Origin of the sequence: Sphingorhabdus sp. YGSMI21, from assembly GCF_002776575.1 — a bacterium.
Lineage (GTDB): Bacteria > Pseudomonadota > Alphaproteobacteria > Sphingomonadales > Sphingomonadaceae > Parasphingorhabdus.
In genome coordinates this window covers 1,535,623-1,560,811 of sequence record NZ_CP022548.1, presented here as the reverse complement: position 1 = coordinate 1,560,811, position 25,189 = coordinate 1,535,623, and the positions used below count along the sequence as shown (strand labels likewise).

Below are 25,189 nucleotides of genomic sequence, written 5' to 3'. Positions count from 1 at the left end.
AAGGACAGACAATAATGGCAAACCCTATCTTGCGGGAAAAACTCGCTTCGGGAAAATTTTTCGTGATCCCGGGTATCCAGGACATGATTACGGCAGTGATCGCCAACAAGGTCGGCTTCGACGTCGTATATGGTACCGGATATTGGTTGACCGCTTCGGCGTCGGGATTGCCTGACGCCGGGATTGCCACATATACCGAGATGCGCAACCGCATGGAAACGCTGGCGCGCACCAGTAACTCGGCAGTGATCGCCGACGGAGACACCGGCTATGGCGGCCTTTTGAACGTCCATCATACCGTAAAAGGCTATGAAGCCTCCGGTGTGACGGCGATTCAGCTGGAAGATCAGGAATTCCCGAAGAAATGCGGGCACACCCCGTACAAGCGCCTGATACCGCTGGAAGATATGGTGGAGAAGATCAAGGTCGCGGTCGATGCCAAAGAAGACGAGAATTTTCTCATCGTCGCGCGCACCGATGCCCGGGAAAGCGAAGGGATGGATGGTGTTCTGCGTCGTTTGGATGCCTACGAGAAAGCCGGGGCAGATATAGTTTTTCCGGAGGCGCTGACCAGCGAAGAGGAAATGCGTCAGGCCTGTGCCAGTTTTGCAATACCCGTGATGGCAAATATGTCCAACGGTGGGAAGTCACCTGTCCCGAACGCATCGGTTTTGGCGGAAATAGGCTATAGTTTCGCGATCTACCCGTCTCTGACCAGTCTGGCGGCCGCTGCTGCAATGGAGAAAGCGCTGATCGACCTCAAGGAAGAGGGCATCGGGCAGCCGGAGGGCATTTTCGACTTTAGCGAATTCTGTTCCCTCATCGGTTTTGAAGAGGTCTGGGACTTCGAGAAGAAATGGGCAAAGCGCTAAAATCCATCAGGCAAATAAAATTTCCGTACAACGGATTTTTTATCCGACACGCGGTTAAATAATTTCTGTTTGCGGACATATCGTTTATTGATGCCACCTTTTCTGTGCTTGGCACAAAGGAGGCACGACGATCATGGAAAAAGGTGTACCGATTCGCTCTATCACACGGGCGTTTTCCGCCCTGCGGGCGATCAACCGACACGGCTCGATGACGATGATGGAAATCGCCAAGGCCGCCCAAGTGCCTTATCCGACCGCATGCCGTATCGTTCAGACATTATTATATGAAGGTCTGGTGGAGCAGGAGCCGGCCCGCAAACGCTATCGCGCAACTGCGCTGGTACAAACACTCGCCACAGGTTTCCAGCATGAAGACCAACTCGTCAGTGTGGCCCGTCCCCACATCGTCGATTTGACCAAACGGGTCGGCTGGCCCGTTTCGATCGCCGTTCGCGTAGGCCGCAACATGATGCTGCGCGACAGCACCCATGCAAATTCGTCGCTGACATTCGAACATTATTATCCGGGTTTTACCGTCCCGATACTCGACAGCGCATCGGGCAAATTGTCTATGGCCTTTGCCCAGGACGAAGACCGCGAAATGATTCTGCGCTTCATGCGTATTTCACAGGAGATCGACATCGATTATCTTTCCACCGCGGAAATTGGCCTGAATGTGCAGCAGATCAGGGACGAGGGCTATGCAACACAAGGCCGCAACCATTTCAACCTGACTCCGGGAAAAACATCATCGATCGCCGTTCCGATCTTCAAGAATGGGCATTTTGAAGCAGCCATGACGATGGTGTTCTTCGTCGCGGCAATGAAGCTGACCGACGCGCTGGAAAATTATCTGGATGATCTGAAGGCTACAGCCGCAGCAATCAGTCACGGGCTCAGCAACAACTGACCCTAAAGGGAAGGTGAAGGCTGATAAGGCTAGAGGCGCGCTGTTACCGCCTTGGTTTCCAGATAGGCTTCCAGGCCGGCGGCCCCGAATTCCCGACCCCAGCCCGACTGGCCATATCCGCCAAACGGGACATTCGTTCCGACTGCACCATGGCAATTGATCGAGACATGACCGGCGCGCACCCGGCTGACGACGCGGTGCGCGGTCGATATATCTTGGGTCCAGACGCTGGCTGATAGGCCATAAGGCGTATCATTGGCGAGGTTTGCTATGGCATCGATGTCGAGCGTGTCGAACTTTTGCACGGCCATAACCGGACCGAAAATTTCGTCGCGCATGACTTCCATATCCCGGGTACATCCGGTAAAAATCGTCGGCCGGATGAAATTGCCCGGCCGTTCCAGCCGTTCGCCGCCGGCCAGCAGATTGGCACCGGACTGTTTGGCCCGCTCGATAAAGCCCATTACCTTGTCGGCATGGGCAGCCGAGACCATCGGCCCCTGCTGTGTCGCAGGGTCCAGCCCATGACCCAATGTCATCGCGTCAGCAAAAGCGGCCAGCCCCTCCAGCAGTGCGTCGTGGATGTCGGCATGCGCGAATATCCGGGTGCCCGCCATACAGTTCTGGCCCTGCAAAAAGAACGTCGCCATAGCGACACCGGGAATTGCCAGGTTCAAATCTGCATCGGGCATGACGACTACCGGACTTTTGCCGCCTAGTTCCAGCGACACTTTCTTCAGATTGCCCATGGCCCCCTGGATAATCGCCCGACCGGTCCGGGTGGATCCGGTAAAGGAAATTTTATCGACATCATCATGCGCCGCCAGCGCCGCACCCGCTTCGGCCCCCAGACCATTGACAATATTAACGACGCCTGCGGGGAAACCGGCTTCAATTATCATCTGGCCGAGCGCGAGCGCGGACAGCGGTGTTTCCTCCGATGGTTTCATCACCACAGTGCAACCCGCCGCCAGCGCCGGTGCCAGCTTCAGAATCGCGGTAGACAACGGCACGTTCCAAGGCACGATCTGCCCGACCACACCGACCGGTTCTTTCAACGTGTAGGTGAGCGCTTCGGTTTCTGCTGCAATATGCCGCGGCGGGACCATGGTCGACCCCTCGATCCGCATGATCGCGCCGGCGTAATAATCGACCATCTCCACACAATTGGTGGTCGTCAGTCCAGCGATGAAACTCGGCATTCCGTTGTCGAGGATATCCAGTTCGGTCAGCAGTTGCGCCTTCTGTTCCATGATCCGCGCCAGTCGTGTCATCAGGGCCATCCGCTCCGATGCCGTCATCCGGCGCCAAGGACCCCGAAAAGCCAAGCGCGCGGCTGCCACGGCTCTGTCCACTTCTGCCGCCCCCCCGGTTTCGAACTCGGCAAGCACCATTCCCGTTGCCGGATCGCGGTTTGCCATGACGCCGCTGCCGTCGACCCATTGGCCGCCGATCAGCAACTTGCCGCGCTTGTCCAGAAACGCGCCCGTTTCCGGTGCGATTTCATGGCCGTCAAATGCTGTTGATTCACTCATTACACTGGCTCCGTACGACAGTCATAATTGAAAAGTCCGAGCGATTCCTCGTCCTTTGTCTCGCCGATTCCGAATAAGGCGGCATCTTGCGCCTGCATCCGGTCGGCGTTGGCATTTGATTCCGACTGGATCCAGGTTGCCCGTTCATGCCGAGCCGCCTGATAGCGCGACAAACCCTCAGCAATGTCCGCCGAGGCCGCCAGAGCCCGCGCCATGATGATGGCATCTTCAATGCCGCAGGCCGCGCCATGGCCGAGAAATGGTGTCATGGCGTGCGCGGCGTCACCGATCAACGTCACCTGATTGTCAATGATCCAGTTCGGCAGCGCCGATCGCGCGTTGATCGCCCATTTGAACATCGGCTGCTTGCAGGCCGCCGCGATCAATTTTGCCGCATCGTCGCACCAGTCCGCGTAGATGGTCTCGATCTCGGCAGGATCCGCGGGAATTGCCCAGCCATCATCCGTCCACCCCTCCTGGCGGGCGAAGAAAACCAGATTCATCGCGCTGCTGCCGCGAATATTATAGCGGGTGATCATTGCCCCGGGCCCGATGATGATACCGGGAAAATCGGACAGGCTTTGCAGCTCCGGCGTTACCGGGACGAGTGCGCGCCAGGCGACATGCCCGGTAAAATGCGGCTCTGCTGGTTCAAAGCGCTGGCGAATAACCGATTTCACGCCGTCAGCACCGATCAACAGGTCGCCCGTTACCCGACTTCCGTCAGCAAGGATCGCGGTTGCTCCCTCGCTGTCGACTACCGCGCTGTCGGTGCGCATGTCCACGCCTGCTGCCCTCGCGGCACCGGTCAGCAGATCGTGCAGGTCTGCCCGGTGGATAGTGACATAGGGCGCCCCATATTTTTCGCGCTGGGTCGAACGATCCATGGTTACCAGTGTCCGTCCATCTTCCCAATGCTGGATGCGCTGCCGGCTCGGTTCGACACCGGCGGCCGCGACATCCTCACATACGCCGATAAAGTCGAGGCCCTTCATTGCGTTGGGAGATAAAGTAACCCCGGCCCCTATCTCGCCAAATTCCGGAGCGGATTCGAGCAGCACGACAGAGAAGCCCTGCTTGGCAATCGCGGCAGCTGTGCTCATTCCCGCAATGCCACCGCCGACAATCACTATCTTTTCGGTGCGGCTCATCCCAGTTGCCCGGGAATGTGACTCTCGTGGTTGGCCCGATACCATTCGGCAATTTCTTCACGCGTTGCCCACCACACACCAGGCAAAGACTTGGCATGTTCGATGAATTCGCGGAGCGCCCGCACACGGTGTGCCCGGCCCGAAACATGGGGGTGGAGACCGACATTCATAATCCGGCCGCTGGTCTTGCCTTCTTCATACAAGACATCCAGTTCTTCAATCAACGCATCACGGAACTGGTCCGTGGTAAAATTCTTGCGTGTAATGAAGGTGAAATCATTGATCTCGTTCGAATAGGGAACCGAGACAATCGGGCCGTTCGGCGTGCGCAGCATATATGGCTGGTCGTCATTCATGATATCGCAGTAAAAGCTGCAGCCATATTCAGCGAGAATGTCGGCCGTCTGGAGCGTGCCGCGCAACGATGATGACAACCAGCCTTTCGACTTGCGACCGGTGAATTTTTCAAACTGGTCGAGTGTCCGCAGCACAATTTCGCGCTCTTTCGCCGGGTCACCGGCAAAATTGGTCAGCAATTCACCCTGTTCCCAATTGTGGGTCAGCAGTTCCCAGCCCCGTTCGAGCACTGCATCGGTCATCGCCTTGCGCCGCTCGAAGGTCACCGCATTGGTCGTGCAGCTTGCCTTGACTCCCAGCTTATCGAACAGGTCGAACAGGCGCCAGATCCCGACACGCTGCCCATATTCGCGCCAGCTATAATTCGGAAAATCGGGAGTGTTTCCCGGAAGAATATCCGGTAAAATCGACGGACCGCCAGCATAATAAGGCTTGTCCGTATCCTTTGTAAGGTCCCAAGTCTCCAGATTAAAGGTCAGGATCAAGGCGACTTTCGCACCATTGGGCCATTTTAGAGGCTGGCGCTCGGGCAGGGGGACGTAATCATATTCCATTTAAAATACCTGTTCTTGGCCGAATCCGGCCAGTGGGAATTCATATTGGCGGCTCATTGCACGCGGTTGAAGCATATTTATCATTGCCACCCCAACATTTTGCCTGTCTTTGTCCACTATACGGACAATGGCGACGGCAAGCAGTATTGCACAGGCACATTTCGTCCTTTCGCCCTATATCTGCCTGCGGTTCGCGGAGTGCCCACCAGTCGGACATTCCCGCTAGTGGCTTCAAACCTGATCTGTCACTCAATATAGGAATAACGGTGGTGGTCGAGGATTTCGTGCGCCGTCCTGTTGGTGGCGCAATTTATGATATCGACCGGATCGCCGCAAGCTATGCAATGGAGAAAAACGCAATGTCCAATATTCGATGGCCTCGAAAACTGATTTTGGCTTGCTCTGCGGCGGCCCTGTTTGCCGGCTTGCCGGCGTGCTCCGCAGCCCGATCGGAACAGCCGGTCACCTCCGCCGCTCTCACCGCTACATCCTCGCAGGACGCGCAGCCGCGCCTCACTATCGAAGAATTGCGCACACTTTATGGTGACCAGGAAAGCCGCTACATGGACATTGGCGGCTTGGAAATTCATTACAAGGATGAGGGCAGCGGACCGGTATTGTTCATGGTCCACGGATCGCTCAGTTCGACCCGAACCTGGGACCGGATCACCGAAATCCTGAAGTCCGATTACCGGATCATTCGCTATGACATTCCCGGCTATGGCTTATCCGGCCGTGTATCCGATGAGGCCGCTGAAAATATCCAGCCCGTCGAGATCGCAGAAAAACTGGCGGAAAGGCTGGGCGTCAACAAGCTCACATGTATCGGTGTGTCCAGTGGTGGCACAATGTGCATGTATCTGGCCGCCAAACGCCCCGAGCTGGTCGAACGTCTGATCATCTCCAACACGCCTTCTGATCCGGTCGATACGAGCCATCTGGTAATGCCCGAAAGCTTCGTGGAAGCTGCCAAAAAGTCCCGCGAAACTGGTTTTTCCGACATGAATTTCTGGAATGAATATCTGGGCTTTTTCGCCGGAGATCCGGAACGGATCAGCGCGAAGACCCGTAAGGAATATTATGACTTGAACCGCCGGACGGCGGAAAAGCATCCTGTCGCCATGGTGGCGCGTATCGGCGACGGCGTGCAGGCAAAAATCGAAATGGCAAAAATTGTCGCGCCGACCTTTCTGATCTGGGGCGGTGCGGACGCGCTGCTTCCCGAAAGTGCGGCTGACGCGATTACCAATTACCTCGGTTCGGCGCAGATATCGCGGATCATCATGCCCGATGTTGGCCACTATCCACCACTCGAATCGCCTGATCGGTTTGCCCAGTGGATCGCTGCCTATGTCGAAGCAGGCGTGATTTCCAGCCATGTACAGGAAGACTCACAGCCTTGATTCCAGCGCCCTTCAGGAGACCATGAATATGGCGTCAGCCCGAACGCTTTACGAAAAACTGTGGGACAGCCATCGTGTCAGCGATCTCGCCGACGATGAATCCCTGATCTATATCGACCGTCATCTTGTGCATGAAGTTTCCAGTCCACAGGCTTTTGCGTCTTTGCGCGCATCGGGACGGCAATTGCGTCGGCCGCTAACCCATTACGCCGTGGCCGACCACGCCGTCCCGACCCGCAATCGCGAAGACAGGATAGAAGACCCGCTTGCACGCGCGCAGGTGGCCGAGTTGGAAAGCAATGTCGCGGAATTTGCGGTTCCCTACGCCGCCCTGCAAAGCTCCGATCAGGGTATCGTCCATGTGATCGGCCCGGAAAGCGGTTTCACCCTGCCCGGTACCACGATCGTCTGTGGTGACAGCCATACGACTACGCATGGCGCCTTCGGAGCCTTGGCTTTTGGCATAGGAGCCAGCGAATGCGGCACTGTCATGGCCACCCAATGCCTGCGCCAGAAAAAGGCGCGGACGATGCTGGTTGAGCTGTCCGGGAAACCGAACCTATTTGTCGCGGCGAAGGATATCGCGTTGGCGCTGATCGCACAAATCGGTACCAACGGCGCATCCGGCTATGCAGTGGAATATTCCGGCCCGGCGGTCTCGGCCATGTCGATGGCAGAACGGATGACTCTGTGTAATCTGACAATCGAGGCCGGGAGCCGCATCGGTCTGGTGGCACCGGATCAGACAACGCTCGCATTCGTGAAAGGACGCCGTCTGGCGCCCAAAGGTGCCTCGTGGGAGCGCGCAGCAGCATATTGGCTGGATCTGGCAACCGATGAGGGCGCCCGATATGACAAACATATCCAACTCGATCTGGACGCGGTCGAACCGCAGGTAACCTGGGGCACCACACCTGATCAGGCGATATCGATTGGCAGTCTGCTACCCGACCCTGTGGCAATAGCGGATAGATCAAAGCATAAACAGGTCCGGTCGGCGCTGGATTATATGGGGTTGGAATCCGGAAAGCCGATCACCGGCACCACCATCAGCCATGTCTTCATAGGTTCGTGCACAAACGGACGTATCGAGGACTTGCGCGCTGCCGCTGCGATCGCCAAAGGCCGTTCAGTTATGCCGCAAGTGAAAGCGATTGTCGTGCCTGGTTCGGGCGCCACGCTTGTTCAAGCAGAAGCCGAAGGGCTGGACCGGATTTTCAGGGAGGCCGGTTTTGAATGGCGAAAACCGGGCTGCTCGATGTGCGTGGCAATGAACGATGACCGGCTGCAACCGGGCGACCGCTGCGCCAGCACGTCGAACCGCAATTTCGAAGGCCGTCAGGGAGCAGGCGGTCGCACCCATCTGATGAGCCCTGCCATGGCTGCTGCGGCCGCGGTCAGCGGCTGTATCACCGATGTAAGGAAACTGGCGCAATGAAACCGCAGCCTTTCACTACGCTTTCCGGAATGGCAGCACCGCTGGAACAGGATAATATTGATACAGACATCATATTTCCGGCGCGCTTTCTGCTGATCACGGCGCGCGAAGGACTGGGGCAATATGCGTTTCACGACTGGCGCTTCGGCAGCGACGGTGCGCCAGATCCGGGGTTCATTCTCAATCGCGAACCCTTCAACGAAGCTCCGATATTGCTGACCGGGGCCAATTTCGGATCAGGATCAAGCCGTGAACAGGCTGTATGGGCGCTGCTCGGGTTCGGCATCCGCAGCGTCATCGCGTCCAGTTTCGGTGAAATTTTCTACGGCAACTGCCTGCGCAATGGCATCCTGCCAGTCACTCTGCCCGACTTTGTCGTGCGGAAGCTGATGACACTTGCAAAAGAGGGACTGGCATTGACTATCGACCTCGAAAACCAGAAGGTTGTTGCAGGTGAAAAAGAGATTTTCGATTTCGACATCCCGCCGGAGCGCAAACTGGCACTGATCAATGGCTGGGACGAGACCGCCCAGATATTGAATCAGAAAGCGGATGATATTCGCGATTTTGAAATCCGGCAGCGCCAGGATCAGCCTTGGCTTTACGAAAGTGAGAGTGCGCAATGAGCGAAGAAGACCTGGTGGAAAACTACCGCCGCGCTTATAACAACAAAGTCGGCTTTGGTGATCGACCTGCCCTGCTTATGATCGATTTTTGCCAGGGCTATTTCGATCCCGACTGCGATCTATATTCCGATGTAGAGGATGCGCTGGCGTCTGCCCTGCGGGTACGCGAAGCGGCCCGGGCGGCGGGAATCCCCGTCATCCTGACCGGGGTTTCCTATCACCCGAGCGCGATTGATGGCGGACGTTTTTTCGAGAAGGCGGCGCCACTGCGCTATTTCATCGAGGGCAATCCGATGGGCGCCTTCGCCAAAGGACTGGAACCGCAGGAAGATGAACTCGTCATCACCAAGCAATATCCCAGCGCCTTTTTCGGCACATCTCTCGCCTCCACCCTCACCGCGATGGGCATCGACAGCGTGCTGCTGACCGGCCTCACTACCAGCGGCTGCGTGCGGGCGAGCTGCGTCGATGCCATGTCGCACGGATTTCGCACAGCGGTTGTCGCCGATGCGTGCGGCGACCGGCATGAAGCCCCCCATGACGCCAATCTGTTCGACATGAATGCCAAATATGCAGATGTCGTCAGTGAAGAAGAGACCATAGCCTTTCTGCAAAAGCTCGGTAAGCCGAACGCCGCCTAGCGCGCGCCAAAAGTCCCGAAAGCTTCAAGCTCCAAGGGCGGCGTGTCAGCCACAGCCAAAGTCACGCAGTCGCCGCGCGGCGCCCGATGACCGCGCAAGAGACCAATGTTTTTATGACCGCCATTCTCGGTACCGGCCTGTAACTCCGGGATATTGGCCAGACCCGTTCCATTTCGGCCAACCGGCGGACTGGCCCGCGCAGCCTTTGCATCGAACGTGGACAGCCGCGCAGGGATCGGGCAAAACCCGCCTTGCGCTGACCGACCAACGGATAAAGCCGACCGCACCATTTCGCGTGCAATCCTGGCCCCGCATCCAGCAGTTTGATAATGGAGCAATCGAACCAATGACCGGCAACAAGAAACAGGCAGAATTGACAGAGCAGCTGGGAAAACTGCTGGGCAAGCAAGGGCTGCTCACCAATGTGGATGACCTGCAATACTATGCCAATGATGTTTACCGCTCGGGCGGACTGCCGCTGGCCGTCGCGAAACCGCTTTCCGCCGAGCAGGTGCAGGCGGTGGTTCGGCTTTGCGCTGCCGCGGGCGTGGCGATAGTTCCGCGGGGCGGAGGCGCGTCCTATACCGATGCTTATCTCTACCCGGACGGAGGTCATATCCTTTTCGATCTCGGCGCTCTGGATGACATCCAGATCGACTCGGCAAATTTGCTGGTAACCGTCGGCGCGGGCACCAGCTGGGCAAAGCTGAAAGAAGCGCTGGACGCAGAAAAATTGCGCACGCCCTTCTGGGGTCCTTTTTCCGGTCTCGCTGCCACGGTCGGTGGCAGCATGAGCCAGAATACGGTGAGCCATGGCAGCGCTGCGCATGGCGTTTCCGCCCACTCCGCTCTTTCGATGGAGGTGGTGCTTGCAAACGGGGACTTGATCAACAGCAGTGCCGCCGGATCGACCCGCTTTTACGGCCCGGATCTCACTGGCCTCTTTACCGGCGACTGCGGTGCCTTTGGTTTGAAGACGGCAATCACCCTGCCGCTGATCCGGACGCTGGATCATTGCGAACCGCTGAGCTTTGCCTTTGACGATTTTGAATCCTACCATGCAGCCGTGCGCATTGCCCAGGCAGAACGGCTGGACGATTCCCATTTCGGCCTCGATCTTGCGCTGTCCCAGGGACAGATCGGCCGGCAGGAAGGCCTTGCTGCGCGGCTGAAGATCGCTGCCGAAGTGATGCGCAAAGCGCCGCGCAAGCTGCAGGGGCTCGCCCAGTTGATGCGGATGGCGGTCGCGGGCGAAGATCCGATGCGGTCCGGTGCCTATATGTGCCATTTCATTGTCGAGGGCTTTGATCCGGCCGATGCCGCGGCCAAGGCCCGGCGGCTTCGTCATCTGCTTGCCGATGTGGGGCGGGAAATCGCCAACAGCATGCCGACATTTGTCCGGGCCATGCCCTTTGCTCCATTGACCAATATCCTGGGCCCTGGAGGGGAGCGCTGGGTTCCGGTGCACGGCATTTTGAACCATGACAAGGTTGTTGCGTTCAACACCGCCTTTCACGCGCTCGTCCAGGACCGGCAGCCGGAAATGGATCGTCTGGGCGTCTGGCTGGGCACAATGTTCTCTCCCGCCGGTCCCGCCGGATTTCTGTATGAGATTGCCCTATATTGGCCCGATCATCGCAGCAGCTACCACCGGCAGACCCTAGGCGAGGAGCATCTGGGCAATATCCCGGGTTTTCAGGAGAATGCCGAAGCTCGCGAATATGCCAATAGCTTGAAAGAGTCGATTATCGCCTTGCTCCAGAACTTCGGGGCGGCTCATTTCCAGATCGGTCGCGCCTATCCGTATCTGACACGGCTGGATTCCCGGGCGCTCGGACTGGTGAAGGCCGTGAAGCAGGAATTGGATCCTGAGGGGCTGATGAACCCGGGCGCTCTGGGCCTCTAAGATCGACTCATCTTCTGGCTCGCCTTATTTTCGCCGACCGTTAGCTCACTCTAAATGCATGTGCCGGGAACTGCTGTCCCGGCACATGCGATAGGTAAAATTCAGTCTTTGCGCGGCGGGAAACCGGCTGGCGCGGGCGGAGCCTTGGGAGGTTCCCAACCTTCCGGCACGGGCGCGGGCGTCTGCTCGCGGGCGTAGACTTCAAGACTGGACAGCGACGGGCCATAATCTTCGGTTGGCGCGCTCAGCCATTTCTCGTCCATGTCCCGTGCCGCCTTGACCAGGTGGGCGGGCAAGCCTGCGACGCCTTCCGGGATGGTCTGGAAATGGGTAAAATAGCTGATATGGCCTTCGGCCTGCCCCATCAGCATCCACGGCAGCCAAGGGGTAATCCGCGACCAGCTCCCGATATGCGGGATATGGGTGAGTTCGGGATTTTCGACATCCGCCTTCTCGACGACATAGATGAAATGTTCCGAGACCCGGTTCATCGCGCCAGCCGATTCACGCGGCCACTGGCTGGGCTGCAGCGCATTGGGGTACATAAGATCAATGCCGGTGTTCAGAATCATTGTGCCATTGGGACCATATTCCCAATCCTGCAGAAACGGTTCACGCTCGCGAAGGTCGGTATTCAGCCCGCCGTAAGAGGGTCCCTCGGGTGCATATTCGCTGATCGTGAAGTTGAAGGGATCATTGGCAATCGGCACTACCTTCACCGTTTCGTCGGTATAGGGATTGTGCCATTTGTCCATCACTTCGCCGGTTTCCAGATCGGTATAGAATACGATCTCGCGGAGCATCCGGCGGTAACTGCCATCTTCCAGCTTTTTCATCCGGACGAAGCTGAAGCCCTCGACACCGAAGAGCGTGCGGATTTTCTCGTTCGGACGGACACCCATGGCCTTGCCCTTGATCCAGCCGCATTTCTCCTTGGTGGGGTCAATGTCGCCGTCGATCCGCGCGTAGGTATCTCGCGTCCACTTGGGGTCTTTGAAATCAATATCTGTGACGAAATCGACGGCAGGTTTCTTGCTGCGCGCGCTGGCCACGCCCGGTACGGCCGCCATGCCCGTTGCAAAAGCGGCAAGGCCCAGACTTTCACGACGACTCAGATTAAATTTGTCCATTTTCGTCTCCAGAAAATATGATGAATTTGTTCAACTCGATCACACTTGTTCTCTATTCCAGGAAGCCCAGACATCAAAATGCACTGGCTATTCGCCTGCCGGATAGAAGGCTGATCGTCTTGTAGTGCCCCGCTTGGTAAACTAGCATAGGCACAGGAAACGCTGACCATAGCGATGGAGTCAATGATGCTGAACATATTTCAACAGGCCGATCATGGAGCTTTGCCGAAGGCTACGCATGATGAAGCAGCCCGCGAGGAATTTACGAAGAGTTTTAAAGGGTTTATTCAATCCACTCTGCTGCCGGGGCTGACGCCGGTTTATAACGGGCAGGTCAAGCCTGCTTTCCAGAAAGAACATGGTCGCGAACCGGCCGACCGGCGGGATATCCGTTCGGCGATGGTGAAGAACCTCTATTTCCAGCATTACGCGTCGGCCAACCGGATTGCGCAGGAAATATTGTGGGAGTCGGTCAATGTCTCCATTGACCGGCAATTGCCCGAATTGCTCGAAGCCGCGAAAAAATTATCAGCTTCCAGCAATGCCAAACTGGAAATTCCGGACGATTTTGTCCCGCCGCGCTATATCACCGCCCTCGACATCCACTGCATGCCCGGTGGATATACCAGCGAAATCACAGAGCAGGATATCACCGCCGGCGCGCTCTATGACCGCGGCGTCTATCTTTATGCGATGGGATATATGGGGCCAGATAATGACGACATGGGTCGCTCGGTATGCAATTATCTGCGCCGCAACAATCCGGATTTCCGGCCATTGCGTATTCTCGACATGGGTTGCACCGTCGGCCATGCGACCCTGCCTTACAAGGAGTATTTCCCGGACGCCGAAGTCTGGGGCATTGATGTCGGCGGGCCGGTGGTGCGCTATGCCCATGCCCGCGCTGCAGCGATGGGACATGAAGTCAATTTCGCCCAGATGAATGCCGAGCAAACAAGCTTTCCCGACGATCATTTCGATCTGGTGGTCAGCCATATCCTGCTGCACGAAACCAGCGGCAAGGCGATGCCGCGCATTTTCGAGGAATGCCATCGCCTGCTGGCGCCTGGTGGCATGATGATCCATGCCGACTTGCCACCTTTCGACCTGATGGATCCGTTCACCCAGTTCATTCTCGACAATGAAACCTGGTATAATAACGAACCTTTCTGGGGTGCGATGCGCGAAATGGATCAGGTCGCTCTGGCCAGGCGCGCCGGTTTCAACGCCGACGCGATAAAATTTGATACTGCACCCATGGCGGTTATGGAATTTGCTGCCGGTTCGGATGGTTATGACGAGAAAAGCGCTGGCGAAGTCGCGGATCGCGAATTTACCGCTGGCGAATATGCTCCCGGTGGCGGTTGGGAAGTATTGATCGCCGAAAAAGCGATAGAGCAGGAGATGGCGGCATGAGTTTCGAACAGATGCAGGATGACCGACCCCATGTAATCCGTGATGCGCGTGGCAAACGCCCGCAATTCTACGACACGCCGGGAATGGACCAGGTCATGTCGATGATCATGGTGCTGGCCGGCGACCTGTGCGTGGTGCGTGATCGTCTGGATTCGGCGGAGCGGGTGGCCAAGGCAAACGGGCTCGATCTGGCCGCCGGTATCGAGGCGCTGAAACTGGACCAGCAGGCGCTGGAAGAGCGCGAGGCCCGACGGCAGGATCTGCTGGCGCGCATGTACTCCCTGATGCGCAAAGAGGCCAATGAAGCGGCCGAACAGGAAAGCGAGCGCGGCTATCGCGAGACAATCGAAGAAATTGCCCGGGGATAGGCCGCGCCTATTTGCTCATAAGGAGGACCGGCAACCGGTCGCTTGTATGGGATTCAAGTTCCCTCTGCATGGCCTCCTGACCGAGGCCGTGGGCCTGCAGGAACAAAGTCGACAGATTGACTGCCACGTCAAGCTGGGCAAGCTGCGGCGGGCCCGGCCGGTCCTGATCGCAGATCGCGCCGCCAAAATAATGGTCAACGCCGTCCAGCACCAGTCCGTAGCGGTCCCCGCCAGGCGCTGCCGCTTCAAAAGGTGCCAGATGCCCTTTCCAGCCATCTGCACCCAAATCGGTGATGCCCGGTACAATATCTAGTGTTCCCGTCTGGATGAGGGCCGGAACCGCAAGAGTTCCATAGCCTTCCCTCGTCACCAGAACGGGAATCGGAGCGGGTGGCGAAAAAGCTATCACGGCCTTAACCTTTTCGTCACCGAGCGGACCTTCGACGCCCTTCGGCGCTATGGCTTGCGATCCGCCAAGAGTGAGCGCCACCAGACCGCCATAGCTGTGGCCGGCAGCTATATAATGTTCCGTGCCAAGATAAGCGGACAGCGCCCGCATATCTTCGATTCGCGCTTTCCAGCTCGCCAGACCTTGGTAGTTTGCGGTATCGGGATGATCCTTCGAATCCACATGAAGCGGTGCCAGCACGCGCCAGCCTTTTGCCACCCACGGTTCGATCAGACGTCTATATTTGTCGGGCGAGGAAGCCGCGCCGTGGGAAAATGCGATCGTTCCGACTGCTCGAACAACGGGTGACCAGTCAAAGACCGTAATCTCGCGTCCGTCGGGTGCGTGGAGGGTGAAATTCACATACTCAGGAGCCATCTTTCCGGCGCCCGCTTTGTGCGCGACCGCTGCAGTCGCCATTGTTGCAAAGCCCATCAATGCCGTACGCCGGGATATGGCCAGTGATTGCTCCGCATATTGTTTGAATCTATTCTTGCCGTTCATGGGGCCTCCAGGATTCTGTTCTGTCCACCCTAGCGATATTCCACGCTGAATCCATCTGGTGAAAGCGCGAAGAATCTATTCACTGCGTGGACATATCAGCCATCATAATTCCCATTTCCGGCGCGAATCCGGTAAATTGATTGCTCTTTCTCGGGAAAGCGTTGCAGACTGGCAATGCCCGCCTGCAGGCAAATATAATCGACGGCAGACAATAGGACATAATCATCATGGTAAATGCTTCGAACAGGGTCATCGCTGCAGCGATATGCTTCTCTCTTGCGGCATGCAGTACCCAGCCGGAGAATGATTCCGCGACGGACGCATCTGTGGACCTTGCCTCGACAACCCCGAAAGCCGGTCTGGGAAAAATGCTGTTCATGCAATGCGCCGCCTGCCACTCGCTGGACGCCAAAGGTCCGAGGAAGACCGGGCCCAATTTGCAAAATGTGGTCGGTCGCCCGGCCGGGTCAGTCGAGGATTACAACTATAGCAAGGCTATGGCAGGACTGGACAAGATCTGGACCCGTGAAGAACTGGACAGATTTCTGGCCAAACCTTCTGCCACCGTTCCCGGCACCATCATGGCCTTCGCCGGCATATCCGACGCCGAAAAGCGCAAACAGCTGATCGATTATCTGGAAACCGGCGACCGGTAGCCGCGAGCGGGTGAGCGATAGCGAGCCGGAACCGTTTCAGTCCTCCGCCAGCACCATTTCCGCCCAGGACAGAAATTGCTCCGGCCACAAATCAGCGGTAATATCGCTCTTCGCCATGCCGAAAGCGTGCTCGCCTTTCCCATATAGATGCATTTCCGGCCGGTAACCCGCCGCGAACAGCTTATCATAAAAGGCGCGAAACCCGATTCCCACCGCAAGGTCATCCTGCGCCATCGCCAGGAACATCGGAGGCAGGCGGTCGGGGGCCGGCGTGGCGGGGGGCTGCAGCCATGGCTCGCTGGGCGTACCTTCGGGATAAGGAAGATTGGCTGCCGGAATTTCCGGCGCCGGATCACTGAACGGCATGCCATATATCATGCCGGCAAAGGCCGGGCGCTCCGCAAGCGGGCCGAACATTGTCATCGCCGCAATATGGCCACCAGCGGAAAAACCGACAACACCGATTTTCGCGGGACTAATCTGCCAGCGCCGCGCATTGGCACGCACGATGCGCAACGATTCTTTGGCATCTGCGACACCGGGCTCTCCACCAATACCCGGAGCAAGAGTTTGCTGCACGCGCTGCCGCATCTGTTCGTTGCTTTCGCCCGGAGGCGTCTGGATCAACCGGTATTTGAGAACGAATGCGGCGACACCGCGAGCGGCGAACCAGCGGGCGACACGTGTCCCTTCATGATGAATAGCCAGCAGACGAAAACCGCCGCCGGGCGCGATGACAACGGCCATGCCATTGGCCTTGTTCGGGTCGGGTAAAAAGGGCTGCAGAGTCGGAACGGTAACATTCCAGACCTGTTCACCATTTTCTCGAAGTTCCTCTGTCACGGGTACATTGGTCAGGCCGGGCCAGCCGGCCATTGACGGAACGCCATCGGGCCAGACCGGGACCGGTGCCAGCTCGCGCACCCCGGTGGATGAGACCGGCTCGGCCCCCGCAACGGACGGGTGCATGACAGCGAACAGCAAGGCAAATAGAGCGACAAGAAATTTCATCAGAAAATGCTCTCCAGCAGATTTAACCCTCTACGAGTGTGACCGTTACATCGGCCAGTCCGTCCCGCAGCTTCTTGATTTCCGCATATTCCGGAGAATGCCAGAATTTGAGCGCTGTCTCACGGTCCGGCCACTCGATGATGACCGCGCTGGCCCCGTCCTCGGCACTACCCTCCAGAACCTCGCCACCGCGCCCCCGCACGATATATTTCCCGCCCATTTCCCCGGCGAGTTTTGCCGTGGCAGGAGAATAGATCTTCGCGAACGGCTCCCGGTCATGGACGTAGGCGTTAATCACAAACCATGCTGGCATCTGTTTCACCCTTCCTCTGTTCGCGAGAAACTTAGAACAGGCACAGCACCCTGATGGGGCAGCAGGGCATCCTATCCGACTGGCGGACAGGAGCGAGCTTGTCTGGTCGGCCTGCAGGGAGGACCGATAGCAAACTGGCTTGAAGCTACTCTATCCAGAGAGGACCGATTGCCATGTTTGACCCGAATGACGAATGCGCATTATTGAGTCGCAGAACCATGCTCGCCGGCGGAATTTCGCTCGGCATGGCAGGGAGCGCCGCAGCGGCAATGAGTGTAGCGGAACCACTGGTGCCCAACCAGTTGTTGCGCGAAAAGGATATTCCGACGGATCAAGCCAGCAGAGTTGCGCTCATGCGCAGAATGCGTTTGCGCACCGATGCCGGGCCGGTCTTCTGGTATTTCCGTGGTCGCAATTACGCACAGCAGGGCGCCAATCTGATTCCGATTTGCGAACTGGTTTTTGGCGCGGTCATGCTGGTCAAACCCAATGCAGACGGCACGCTGGATGTTTCCCAATATGAATTGGGCTTTCGGACAGCTCTCGGTAGCGCGAAGCGAACCGAACAGTTGCGCAATCCGATTACCGGAGAAATGATCGACCTGCCATTCGCTCCGGTCGGCCCCAATCATTTCAAATATGACAGCAACAATACGCTCCATTTACCCGAGAATATCGGCGGATCACGTTTCACGCTGGAGCATGTGCCAGAGGTTTTTTATCGCGTGGGCCAAACCGTCAGTTTCCAGACGCATAGCCGGGCCATTGTGGAAACGCCTGGCCAAAGCAATCGGGTACTCAATGACATGAGCATTATCAGTAGCCCGGCAGCGGAAGCCCTGAGCCCCGATATAAGCTTTGCCAGCGCCACGGGATATGGCGGCGATGTGACAGACTATGCCCGCTGGCTGAAAATGCCGGCTGGAGCCGGAACGCAGACCTTGCGCAGCGTGGGTGAGAAAGTGTCTCGTTACTCCGACATGCCGGAAGACTGGCGGGCGATGCTGGCCGAATCCGATCCTGCTATGGCGGCGGACCCGATTGGCGGGCTGGCACGCGAGGCCGAAATCTACCGGAACTGAAAATGCGTTCCGGCGCGTTTGGGGCGCACCGGAACGCGATAATCGATCTTATTCGGTTGCGACGACGGGCAACTCGCGATCGAAAAAGGCTATCATGTCGGCGGTAAAGCGATCGGGATCTTCCCACATCGGGAAATGACCCAGATCATCATATTCGATCAGATCAACCTTGGTGTTGGTGAAGCGGTCAACCGACTGCCGCGCCGTCTGGGAAATAACCGTGTCATAGGCACACCATTGCAGCAGCACCGGTACCGTGACAGTCTCGGCGATCGCCGCTACATCCGTTGTCTGAAACAATTTGGTATTGGATGCGATATAGGACTTCTGTCGATCCAAAGCGCCGGGCAAATTGTTCAAGTCGTAGATTTGATCCACCATCGCCGCCGTCGGTTTGAAACTATCCGGCGTGGTATCTTCCAGGACCAGCCGGTAGAATAGATGCGAACGCCAGTCCGGAACCAGATGCTTGTGAAACGGCAGCATCAGCTGCAATCGCCAGTCGATCTCGCGATCCTGGCTGGGCCGCTCGAGCGGCAGGACAGAAAAGGCCATCGCCGTCGCGTTACCGGGAAATTGCCGGTTATATTCCAGTGCGACATTCGCTCCGTTTGACGTCGACACCAGAGCAAATTTTTCAACCTCTAGCGCTTTCAGCAAGCCGTCCATCAACTCTGCGGCACGTGCGGTCGTATAGACACCCTTGGGATCCGGCCCGGAAAGTCCATAAGGGGCCCAGTCAAAACGGATTACACGAAACCGTCCCTTGAGCCGTTCGGCCACGGCGTCCCATTCGTGAAGACTGACTATGCTGCCGTGCAGCAGCACAACGACAGGCCCCTCCCCCTCGTCCCGATAATGGATCGGCACATCATCAATCGAGATGAATTTTGACGGGCCCTGAGCCCATTTTGCAGTTACTTCGTCGCGATCCGTGTTCCATGCGCCAAGGCGCAAAGACAAAACGAGACCGCCAACCACGAGCACCAGCAAGGCGGCCGCTACGCCGATACGGCGTAACGCGGTCATGCTGCAATTCCCATCGTATCCCGCAGGGTCGGTCCGGGATAATCGAGCCGCAGGCGGCCCGCCTGCTGGAGCAGGGGTACTACCTGATCGACAAAAATTTCCAGCTCGCCGGGCATATAGGCGGGTTGCAGGGTGAATCCGTCGCAGGCCCCCGAATCGATCCAGTCAATCATCCGGTCGGCCAGCTGCTGCGGGGTGCCACGGAAGACCGTGTGCCCCCGCGGAGTGCGCACATGTTTTGATGCAAATTCGCCAAGCGCAATCCCGCTTGCCGCCGGTTTTTCCAGCATACGGGTGATGTCAGCCACAGGAAATTCGGTCCCTGCCACAATATCGTCAAATGGAATTGGTTCTTTCGGATCATGTCCGCCCAGCCAGAAGCCGATCGATTCGCCGAGATATTCGATGCACAAGGCCTCGTCCGCCAGATCGAGAATGGCTTCGTCCTTGGCTATCGCTTCTTCTTCTGAATCTGCCAGAATGAACGACAGGCCTGGCATGATCTTGACCGCTTCCGGATCGCGACCAGCGGCAGAAATGCGCGCATGCATATCATTGCGAAATGCGATTCCGTCTTCCTTGGTCGGCGCGGGACAGAAAATTGCTTCGGCGGTCGCCGCTGCGAAGGCTCGACCATCCGGCGACTGACCGGCCTGAACCAATATTGGCCGACCTTGCGGCAGGAGCGGCCCGGGCATGCTCGCATCCATCGTGATGTGCTCGCCGCGATACTGAACGGGTGCGGGATTGCCATCCGAGCTGGCGCTATCCCACAGCCCGCACGCTGCTTCAACAAATTCGTTGGCCCGGGCATAGCGAGTAGATTTCTCGGGCATTTCATCCTGCCCGAAATTCCAGGCCGAGGCCGGGTGCGCGGTGGTGACGATATTCCAGCCGGCGCGGCCGCCGGTGATCCGGTCGAGCGTCGCAAAACGCTCTGCGACTGCTTCCGGCTCGAAATATGTTGTCGATACCGTGGCGACCAGCCCGATATGTTTGGTAACCGCTCCCATCGCGGCCAGAAGGGCGATGGGGTCGAGAGTCGGAATGGCCACCCGCTCCGGTGTATGACCATTCGCGCCGCGCGATTGCAACTGGTCGCCAAATACAATGGAGTCGAACCGGCCGCGTTCGGCGAGTTGGCCGACAGATTTGTAATAGTCCATGCTGAACACATCTTGCGGGGTAGCGTCGGCATGGCGCCAGCCGCTGGGATAGTGACCAATGCCTTGGAGAAATGCCCATAAATGTATCTGCTTGGTCATGCGAAGGCTCCTTCAGAAATCAGTTGGCCAGAGAGGGGGAGGCACAGCCTCTCGCGCAAAGTCTCCCCGGAATTCAGCGTCTGACGAAAGCCGACAATTTTTTCAGAAAATTCCGCAATCGCGCGGATGCTCTCGCCGGGATTTTCGAGTGTCCAGTGCACGCCGGCAATGTCTCCTGCTTCGAATTCCGTCACGAGTGCTGCAACATCAAGATCACTTCCGGCCCGCCGCAGGCAGTTTGTGCCCGGAAGCGCTGCCTGTCCTTCCTCGAGTATCAAAAGGTCGGTTCCGCCGATGTCAAACGGGGAGGACGCATCGCACACGAGCAACGGATGTCCCTGCAAGGGGCGAGCCGCGTTGAGCGGGCCCCTTACTTTGAAATAGGGCCCTTCATAATTGCTGAGTCGCACTTTGGACGAATCGAGATAACGGCCGCTTTCCTTGTCGATGATCAATGCATCATCGGCCCAACCGTCCCACAAGCTGCGGGCTGCAGCCACCATATCTGCGGTTACCGGCTGCTCATGCCCGGTACCGGTCACCGGGTTCCAGGCTGCCCGTCCGGACGACAGGAAGTCGATTGCCGACAATGAACGAGCCGCATGGAAAGGATGCGCGACTGCCGTGGACACGCAAGGCGCCAGACCTATTTTTTGTGTCATCGGGGCGGCCCAGGCGGCAATCACCATGGGATCGAATGGCAGGGAACCGGGCGCTCCCAGCACGGCAAGGTCGACGCCGGCGCGCTCGGCCGCGCCCAACACGCTGTCGGCCCACGCCGGGTCATTGAGTTCCGGCTGCGCGATTGTAGCCGATAGTATAAAATGTCTGTTCATATGATTATCACCGGTTCGTGTAAGGAGTGAATAGGTTCGGCACCGTCCGCCGTGATCAGCATCAGGTCTTCGCAATGGGCGGATCCGCCAATGCCGGTATCCAGTACCGGGCAATCGACACTCAGGATCATGCCGGGTGCGAGGACAATATCCGGCTTGCGGTAAAAACCGCCCGCCAGTTCGCCGGGTTCGTCGGTGTGGGCCAGCCCCACGCTATGCGGGCCAAAGCCGATGGTAACCCCGAAGCCTTTTTTGGTCACGGCCTCCTGCCCCATCGATACGATCTCGGAATAGCGGAGACCGGGGCGCAGATTTTCGCGGATGGCAGACCAACCGAAAGCCGCCGCTTCCGCAGCGCGACGGGCGGTGGGGGTTGGTTCCCCGACAAAAACCGTACGGGCAAAATCGCCGTGATAGTTCATGAAGTGGCTGACCCCGTCAAGAAACAAGGCCTGGCCGTCCCTGATGGCTTCTGCTGACAGTTCAGAGGAAACGCGGTCGACGTTCAAGAAAACCGCCTTGTTTCCCCGCGTCGCGGTCTCAGCGAGATACAGGTTTTGCAAATCGCGGTGGGTAGCACCGGCCCGTACCGCCGCGCCAACCGCGTTGAGCGCCTGGACATTGGCTTCGGCTGCCCGCCGCATCAGGGCAATCTCGAGCGGCGATTTAATCAATCGGATTTCCCGCAGGATATTGTCGGCCGGAACCAAATCGCCCGGCATCTCGTGGCGCAAGGCTATCTCCTTGACGACCGGATCATCAAAACCGATCCGGCCCTTCCACAGGCCCAAATCCTGAATCGCTCGCACGAGTGCCGCGCCGGCATCGTGGAAACCCTGCCGTTGCGCCAGGCCGGCATCTAACATCGCTCTCCGATGGCTCTCGAGCGAGCTCAGCGGCACAGCCCCCTGGTCGGCACAAAAATCGTAGCGGGGCGCCGGGCTGAAGTCGCCTTCATCACCCAGACCGTTATAAAGCCAAGGCTCGACGTCGGCACGCATACGACCGTCGGACCATGTGTAGAAATAGAGAAAGCTGCTGGTTACCAAGCCTATTTCCTCGATATTCCGTCGTGTCAGCATGGCGAATGTACCCGGCGGCTGGCCGATGCGGGTCCGCGCGATCTGCGGCCAGTGCCCGGTCATGTGAAAAACATTTTCCGGCGCGCCGACGACGATCCCGTCGAGCCCGTGCAATTCCATCACCTGCAGCGCCCGCTCCATGTTCATCGGTCCGCGGTCTTCGAGCCCGCGGAGCAAGGACATATCATCGGACTGGGACGTTTTTGGCATGCCCTGATGTCGCAGCTGGTCGAACGGTATGGGAACCTCTCTCGGCCCTATCCGACTGTTGGATAGGATCGTCGTGTCGGCATTTTCCCCCGCCCAACGGCCTAACTTGATCAAATGACAGAACAGAAAATCAGCCGCGCCTTCGTCGAACTCGAAGAAGGCCAGATTCACTTGCGGATATTGGAAGGGGACAAAAATATCATCCCCCTCATATTGCTGCACGCATCGCCTGCATCATCATGGTTCATGCAGGACCTGATGCGGGAACTGGCCGAAGCAGGGTTTCGCGGTTCGATCATTGCACCCGATACGCTGGGCAACGGCGACTCCGATATCCCCGCCCTGGAAACACCCGACATCCCCTATTTTGCCGATTCCGTAAATCGGATGATGGCCGTCCTGGGACTGAACAAGGCTCATATATACGGAACCCATACCGGTGCCCGCATTGCATGCGAATTCGGCGTAGCTTTTCCCGAAAAGAGCGGGACGGTCATGCTCGATGGAATCACCGAATATGAAGATGAATTGCGCGAACAGATCATCACCAATTATGCACCAAAAGTGGAACCGGATGAATATGGCCGTCACCTGATCTGGGCTTTCAATTTTTGCCGCGACCAGGCGCTATATTTCCCCCATTTTCTGAAGTCCCCGGACAACCGGCTGTCTGTTCCGATGCCGCCGCCGGAAATATTGCACCGCATCACACTGGACGTGCTGAAGGCGCTGGACAGCTATTCCAGGCCCTATCTGGCAGCATTCAACTATCGGGCCTTCGAACGAATGCCGCAACTCAACGTACCCACTCTGCTGCTCAAACCGGAAGCCGAGCTGCCGGCCCTCAAGGCAGCAGTCGAAACGGCACTCGAACTTCTCCCGTGCGGGGAGGTTGTCAGCGTCGCACCCGGGCCGGGTCTGAAGGCAACTGCCATCGCAGCTTTTCTGGACCGTAATATCGACCGGATATAGGAACGGTCCCGTTTCTACGCCATGCTGGAATAGCCGACTTTCCTGCCCAGAAGGGCCGCCACGGCGCAAATGGCGGCATAGCTCAGCATCGATACCAGCAGTCCGAACAGAGAGGGAATCAACTGCTCGGGCAGCGTGAGCAATCCATTCAAATGTGCATAGGCGAAAAATGCACCTGCCAGATAGGACGCTATCGCGCTCCGGTTCCACCGGTGTAGCCGGGGCAGATCGATCGCATCATATTTGCCTTTGTGAACCAGATAATAGTCGACAATCAGCGGTCCGACCAATGGCGGAACCAACGCCGCCAGCAGATTGATCCAGTCAAGAAAATATTGGTAAAGGCCGAGCCCCAGAACCGTACCCAGCAACCCCCAGACCACTACCATCACCCGTTTTGGACGGCGCATCACTGCAGCGGTCTGTATCGCTGGCAAATAGAGATTGGCATTGCCGGTGGTCCAGAGCGCAAGACTCATTCCAAGGATGCCGAGACCGGCGACGATCATGCCCTGGTTGAGCAGATAGGTCGTGAAATCGGGAGAGCCGGATACGACAGAACCCATCGCGCCGACAATCTGTAAAAACCATTGGGCGACAATCATAACGATGAAAGGAATGGCGATTGCCACCCATGCCTTTTTGGCAAAACGGGCATATTCCGCCATTACGACGGCCCCGACCACCCAGGACCCGACAACCAGATTGACTGCTGTCGGAAAGGACATCGGGGTCTTCTCCGCCGTATCGCGGGACAGGGCGAGAAAAGCCGACATCCCGCCGGCATTGTCTACGTTCAGGTAGATTGCATAGAGGCCGACCAGTACCAGCACGACGACCGAGGGGAGACTTACTTTCTCGATTCCCTTGACCCCGAAATAGGCTGTGGCCGTAAACAGCAGGCCACCGGCGATGGCTACCGCATAGAAGAGTGGACTCTCGAAACTCTGGGCAAAGGTGAAGCCAAAGGCACCGACGATGATCGCCTGCCATCCGGTAAGCAGCAAGGCGACAAAAATCACCGGCAGATAAACCCCGACGCGTCCATAGACGAACTGGTAGAGCAGGCCTGAATTGCAGGCGGTTTTATAGGCCATAAAGGCAACCAGCGCACCGATCACGAAGTTGATCAGATTCCCGACGAAGGTCGCGAGAATGAAATCGGGCCAGAATGCGAGCCCGGACCCGATCTGACCGCCAGCGATCAGGCCGGTGATCAGGAAGCCCCAGCCAAAAGCCAGCGCCAGCATCGGCGTGGTGTCTTGCCGCTGCTCGTCGGTGACCGGAGCAAAGGGATTGTCGGCCGATTCGGCTTCCATGGCTTCGTCCAGCGTCCACCACTTTTTCAGATCAAATCCCACTAGCGCCCCCTTGCATGCGATCAAGCGAGACACGAGACCATGTTTGGTGGCCAACGGTTTATGGAAACCTGCGCCTTATCCGCTGTTCGGATATGCACAGAAGCTTGACCACG

25 protein-coding genes are annotated in these 25,189 nt (G+C 57.7%); 12 read left to right on the top strand and 13 right to left on the bottom strand.

Translation table 11 applies throughout. From position 1 onward, the window contains the following. Nucleotides 1-14 precede the first annotated feature (14 nt). On the top strand, nucleotides 15-872 hold the full coding sequence (locus CHN51_RS07620) for an isocitrate lyase/PEP mutase family protein (protein ID WP_100093473.1): 858 nt from the start codon (nucleotides 15-17) through the stop codon (nucleotides 870-872). A gap of 133 nt (nucleotides 873-1,005) precedes the next feature. Then, entirely contained in the window at nucleotides 1,006-1,782 is a 777-nt protein-coding gene (locus tag CHN51_RS07615) for a helix-turn-helix domain-containing protein (protein ID WP_100093472.1), read from the top strand. A gap of 29 nt (nucleotides 1,783-1,811) precedes the next feature. Here CHN51_RS07615 and CHN51_RS07610 read toward each other — a convergent pair whose 3' ends face one another. Genes CHN51_RS07610 through CHN51_RS07600 form a run of 3 tightly spaced genes read right to left on the bottom strand, consistent with a single transcriptional unit; the run spans nucleotide 1,812 to nucleotide 5,379 of the window. Beyond that, complete coding sequence (locus CHN51_RS07610; RefSeq protein ID WP_100093471.1) at nucleotides 1,812-3,317, bottom strand: aldehyde dehydrogenase family protein; 1,506 nt, start codon at nucleotides 3,315-3,317, stop codon at nucleotides 1,812-1,814. Continuing rightward, the gene (locus tag CHN51_RS07605) at nucleotides 3,317-4,468 is read right to left on the bottom strand and encodes an FAD-dependent oxidoreductase (RefSeq protein WP_100093470.1); all 1,152 of its coding nucleotides are present in this window, start codon (nucleotides 4,466-4,468) and stop codon (nucleotides 3,317-3,319) included. Before CHN51_RS07605 ends, CHN51_RS07610 begins: the two co-directional genes overlap by 1 nt. Next, nucleotides 4,465-5,379: a polysaccharide deacetylase gene (locus CHN51_RS07600; RefSeq protein WP_100093469.1), complete on the bottom strand. Its 915-nt coding sequence runs from the start codon at nucleotides 5,377-5,379 to the stop codon at nucleotides 4,465-4,467. The genes CHN51_RS07605 and CHN51_RS07600 overlap by 4 nt, the downstream gene beginning before the upstream one ends. A gap of 269 nt (nucleotides 5,380-5,648) precedes the next feature. On the opposite strand from CHN51_RS07600, the gene CHN51_RS07595 reads away from it, so the two are divergent. The 5 genes from CHN51_RS07595 (at nucleotide 5,649) to CHN51_RS07570 (ending at nucleotide 11,393) form a co-directional block, all read left to right on the top strand. Beyond that, nucleotides 5,649-6,782 (top strand): alpha/beta hydrolase, encoded by a 1,134-nt coding sequence (locus CHN51_RS07595; RefSeq protein WP_240616907.1) that lies wholly within the window; start codon nucleotides 5,649-5,651, stop codon nucleotides 6,780-6,782. Between the two features lie 28 nt (nucleotides 6,783-6,810). Continuing rightward, nucleotides 6,811-8,220, top strand: a complete 1,410-nt coding sequence (leuC, locus tag CHN51_RS07590; RefSeq protein ID WP_100095472.1) for a 3-isopropylmalate dehydratase large subunit — start codon at nucleotides 6,811-6,813, stop codon at nucleotides 8,218-8,220. After that, entirely contained in the window at nucleotides 8,217-8,846 is a 630-nt protein-coding gene (gene leuD / locus CHN51_RS07585) for a 3-isopropylmalate dehydratase small subunit (protein ID WP_100093468.1), read from the top strand. Before leuC ends, leuD begins: the two co-directional genes overlap by 4 nt. Next, complete coding sequence (locus CHN51_RS07580) at nucleotides 8,843-9,487, top strand: isochorismatase family protein (protein WP_100093467.1); 645 nt, start codon at nucleotides 8,843-8,845, stop codon at nucleotides 9,485-9,487. Before leuD ends, CHN51_RS07580 begins: the two co-directional genes overlap by 4 nt. Before the next feature lie 346 nt (nucleotides 9,488-9,833). Further along, complete coding sequence (locus CHN51_RS07570) at nucleotides 9,834-11,393, top strand: FAD-binding oxidoreductase (RefSeq protein ID WP_100093465.1); 1,560 nt, start codon at nucleotides 9,834-9,836, stop codon at nucleotides 11,391-11,393. A 101-nt stretch (nucleotides 11,394-11,494) separates the two neighbouring features. On the opposite strand, the gene CHN51_RS07565 is transcribed toward CHN51_RS07570, so the two are convergent. Beyond that, entirely contained in the window at nucleotides 11,495-12,523 is a 1,029-nt protein-coding gene (locus CHN51_RS07565; RefSeq protein WP_100093464.1) for a DUF1838 family protein, read from the bottom strand. 183 nt (nucleotides 12,524-12,706) lie between these two features. Between CHN51_RS07565 and CHN51_RS07560 the strand changes: the two genes are divergently transcribed. After that, the gene (locus tag CHN51_RS07560; RefSeq protein WP_240616906.1) at nucleotides 12,707-13,939 is read left to right on the top strand and encodes a class I SAM-dependent methyltransferase; all 1,233 of its coding nucleotides are present in this window, start codon (nucleotides 12,707-12,709) and stop codon (nucleotides 13,937-13,939) included. After that, nucleotides 13,936-14,307: a hypothetical protein gene (locus tag CHN51_RS07555; protein ID WP_100093463.1), complete on the top strand. Its 372-nt coding sequence runs from the start codon at nucleotides 13,936-13,938 to the stop codon at nucleotides 14,305-14,307. Before CHN51_RS07560 ends, CHN51_RS07555 begins: the two co-directional genes overlap by 4 nt. Before the next feature lie 7 nt (nucleotides 14,308-14,314). Here the strand turns inward: CHN51_RS07555 and CHN51_RS07550 are convergent, their stop codons facing one another. Then, nucleotides 14,315-15,259, bottom strand: coding sequence for an alpha/beta hydrolase (locus CHN51_RS07550; RefSeq protein WP_100093462.1), 945 nt, complete (start codon nucleotides 15,257-15,259; stop codon nucleotides 14,315-14,317). A gap of 79 nt (nucleotides 15,260-15,338) precedes the next feature. After that, the gene (locus CHN51_RS19695) at nucleotides 15,339-15,638 is read right to left on the bottom strand and encodes a hypothetical protein (protein WP_164089042.1); all 300 of its coding nucleotides are present in this window, start codon (nucleotides 15,636-15,638) and stop codon (nucleotides 15,339-15,341) included. Here CHN51_RS19695 and CHN51_RS07545 point away from each other — a divergent pair. Further along, nucleotides 15,628-15,915 (top strand): c-type cytochrome, encoded by a 288-nt coding sequence (locus CHN51_RS07545; protein WP_164089040.1) that lies wholly within the window; start codon nucleotides 15,628-15,630, stop codon nucleotides 15,913-15,915. The two genes, CHN51_RS19695 and CHN51_RS07545, sit on opposite strands and share 11 nt — an antisense overlap. Before the next feature lie 36 nt (nucleotides 15,916-15,951). Here the strand turns inward: CHN51_RS07545 and CHN51_RS07540 are convergent, their stop codons facing one another. Both CHN51_RS07540 and CHN51_RS07535 read right to left on the bottom strand, forming a co-directional pair. Continuing rightward, on the bottom strand, nucleotides 15,952-16,926 hold the full coding sequence (locus CHN51_RS07540) for an alpha/beta hydrolase (RefSeq protein ID WP_100093460.1): 975 nt from the start codon (nucleotides 16,924-16,926) through the stop codon (nucleotides 15,952-15,954). A gap of 22 nt (nucleotides 16,927-16,948) precedes the next feature. Beyond that, complete coding sequence (locus CHN51_RS07535; protein ID WP_100093459.1) at nucleotides 16,949-17,239, bottom strand: DUF1330 domain-containing protein; 291 nt, start codon at nucleotides 17,237-17,239, stop codon at nucleotides 16,949-16,951. Between the two features lie 173 nt (nucleotides 17,240-17,412). Between CHN51_RS07535 and CHN51_RS07530 the strand changes: the two genes are divergently transcribed. Then, entirely contained in the window at nucleotides 17,413-18,321 is a 909-nt protein-coding gene (locus CHN51_RS07530; protein WP_123906271.1) for a hypothetical protein, read from the top strand. A gap of 48 nt (nucleotides 18,322-18,369) precedes the next feature. On the opposite strand, the gene CHN51_RS07525 is transcribed toward CHN51_RS07530, so the two are convergent. The 4 genes from CHN51_RS07525 to CHN51_RS07510 are packed head-to-tail and all read right to left on the bottom strand — an operon-like array spanning nucleotide 18,370 to nucleotide 22,743. Further along, nucleotides 18,370-19,350, bottom strand: a complete 981-nt coding sequence (locus tag CHN51_RS07525; protein ID WP_100093457.1) for an alpha/beta hydrolase — start codon at nucleotides 19,348-19,350, stop codon at nucleotides 18,370-18,372. Beyond that, entirely contained in the window at nucleotides 19,347-20,615 is a 1,269-nt protein-coding gene (locus CHN51_RS07520) for an NtaA/DmoA family FMN-dependent monooxygenase (RefSeq protein WP_100093456.1), read from the bottom strand. Before CHN51_RS07520 ends, CHN51_RS07525 begins: the two co-directional genes overlap by 4 nt. Continuing rightward, the gene (locus tag CHN51_RS07515) at nucleotides 20,612-21,451 is read right to left on the bottom strand and encodes an LLM class flavin-dependent oxidoreductase (RefSeq protein ID WP_100093455.1); all 840 of its coding nucleotides are present in this window, start codon (nucleotides 21,449-21,451) and stop codon (nucleotides 20,612-20,614) included. The genes CHN51_RS07520 and CHN51_RS07515 overlap by 4 nt, the downstream gene beginning before the upstream one ends. Continuing rightward, a complete protein-coding gene (locus CHN51_RS07510; RefSeq protein WP_100095470.1) occupies nucleotides 21,448-22,743 on the bottom strand; it encodes a M24 family metallopeptidase in 1,296 nt (431 codons plus the stop codon). The genes CHN51_RS07515 and CHN51_RS07510 overlap by 4 nt, the downstream gene beginning before the upstream one ends. A gap of 114 nt (nucleotides 22,744-22,857) precedes the next feature. Here CHN51_RS07510 and CHN51_RS07505 point away from each other — a divergent pair, with 114 nt between their 5' ends. Continuing rightward, a complete protein-coding gene (locus CHN51_RS07505; protein ID WP_100093454.1) occupies nucleotides 22,858-23,715 on the top strand; it encodes an alpha/beta hydrolase in 858 nt (285 codons plus the stop codon). 14 nt (nucleotides 23,716-23,729) lie between these two features. Here CHN51_RS07505 and CHN51_RS07500 read toward each other — a convergent pair whose 3' ends face one another. Then, nucleotides 23,730-25,076, bottom strand: a complete 1,347-nt coding sequence (locus CHN51_RS07500; protein ID WP_100093453.1) for a cytosine permease — start codon at nucleotides 25,074-25,076, stop codon at nucleotides 23,730-23,732. Nucleotides 25,077-25,189 lie beyond the last annotated feature (113 nt).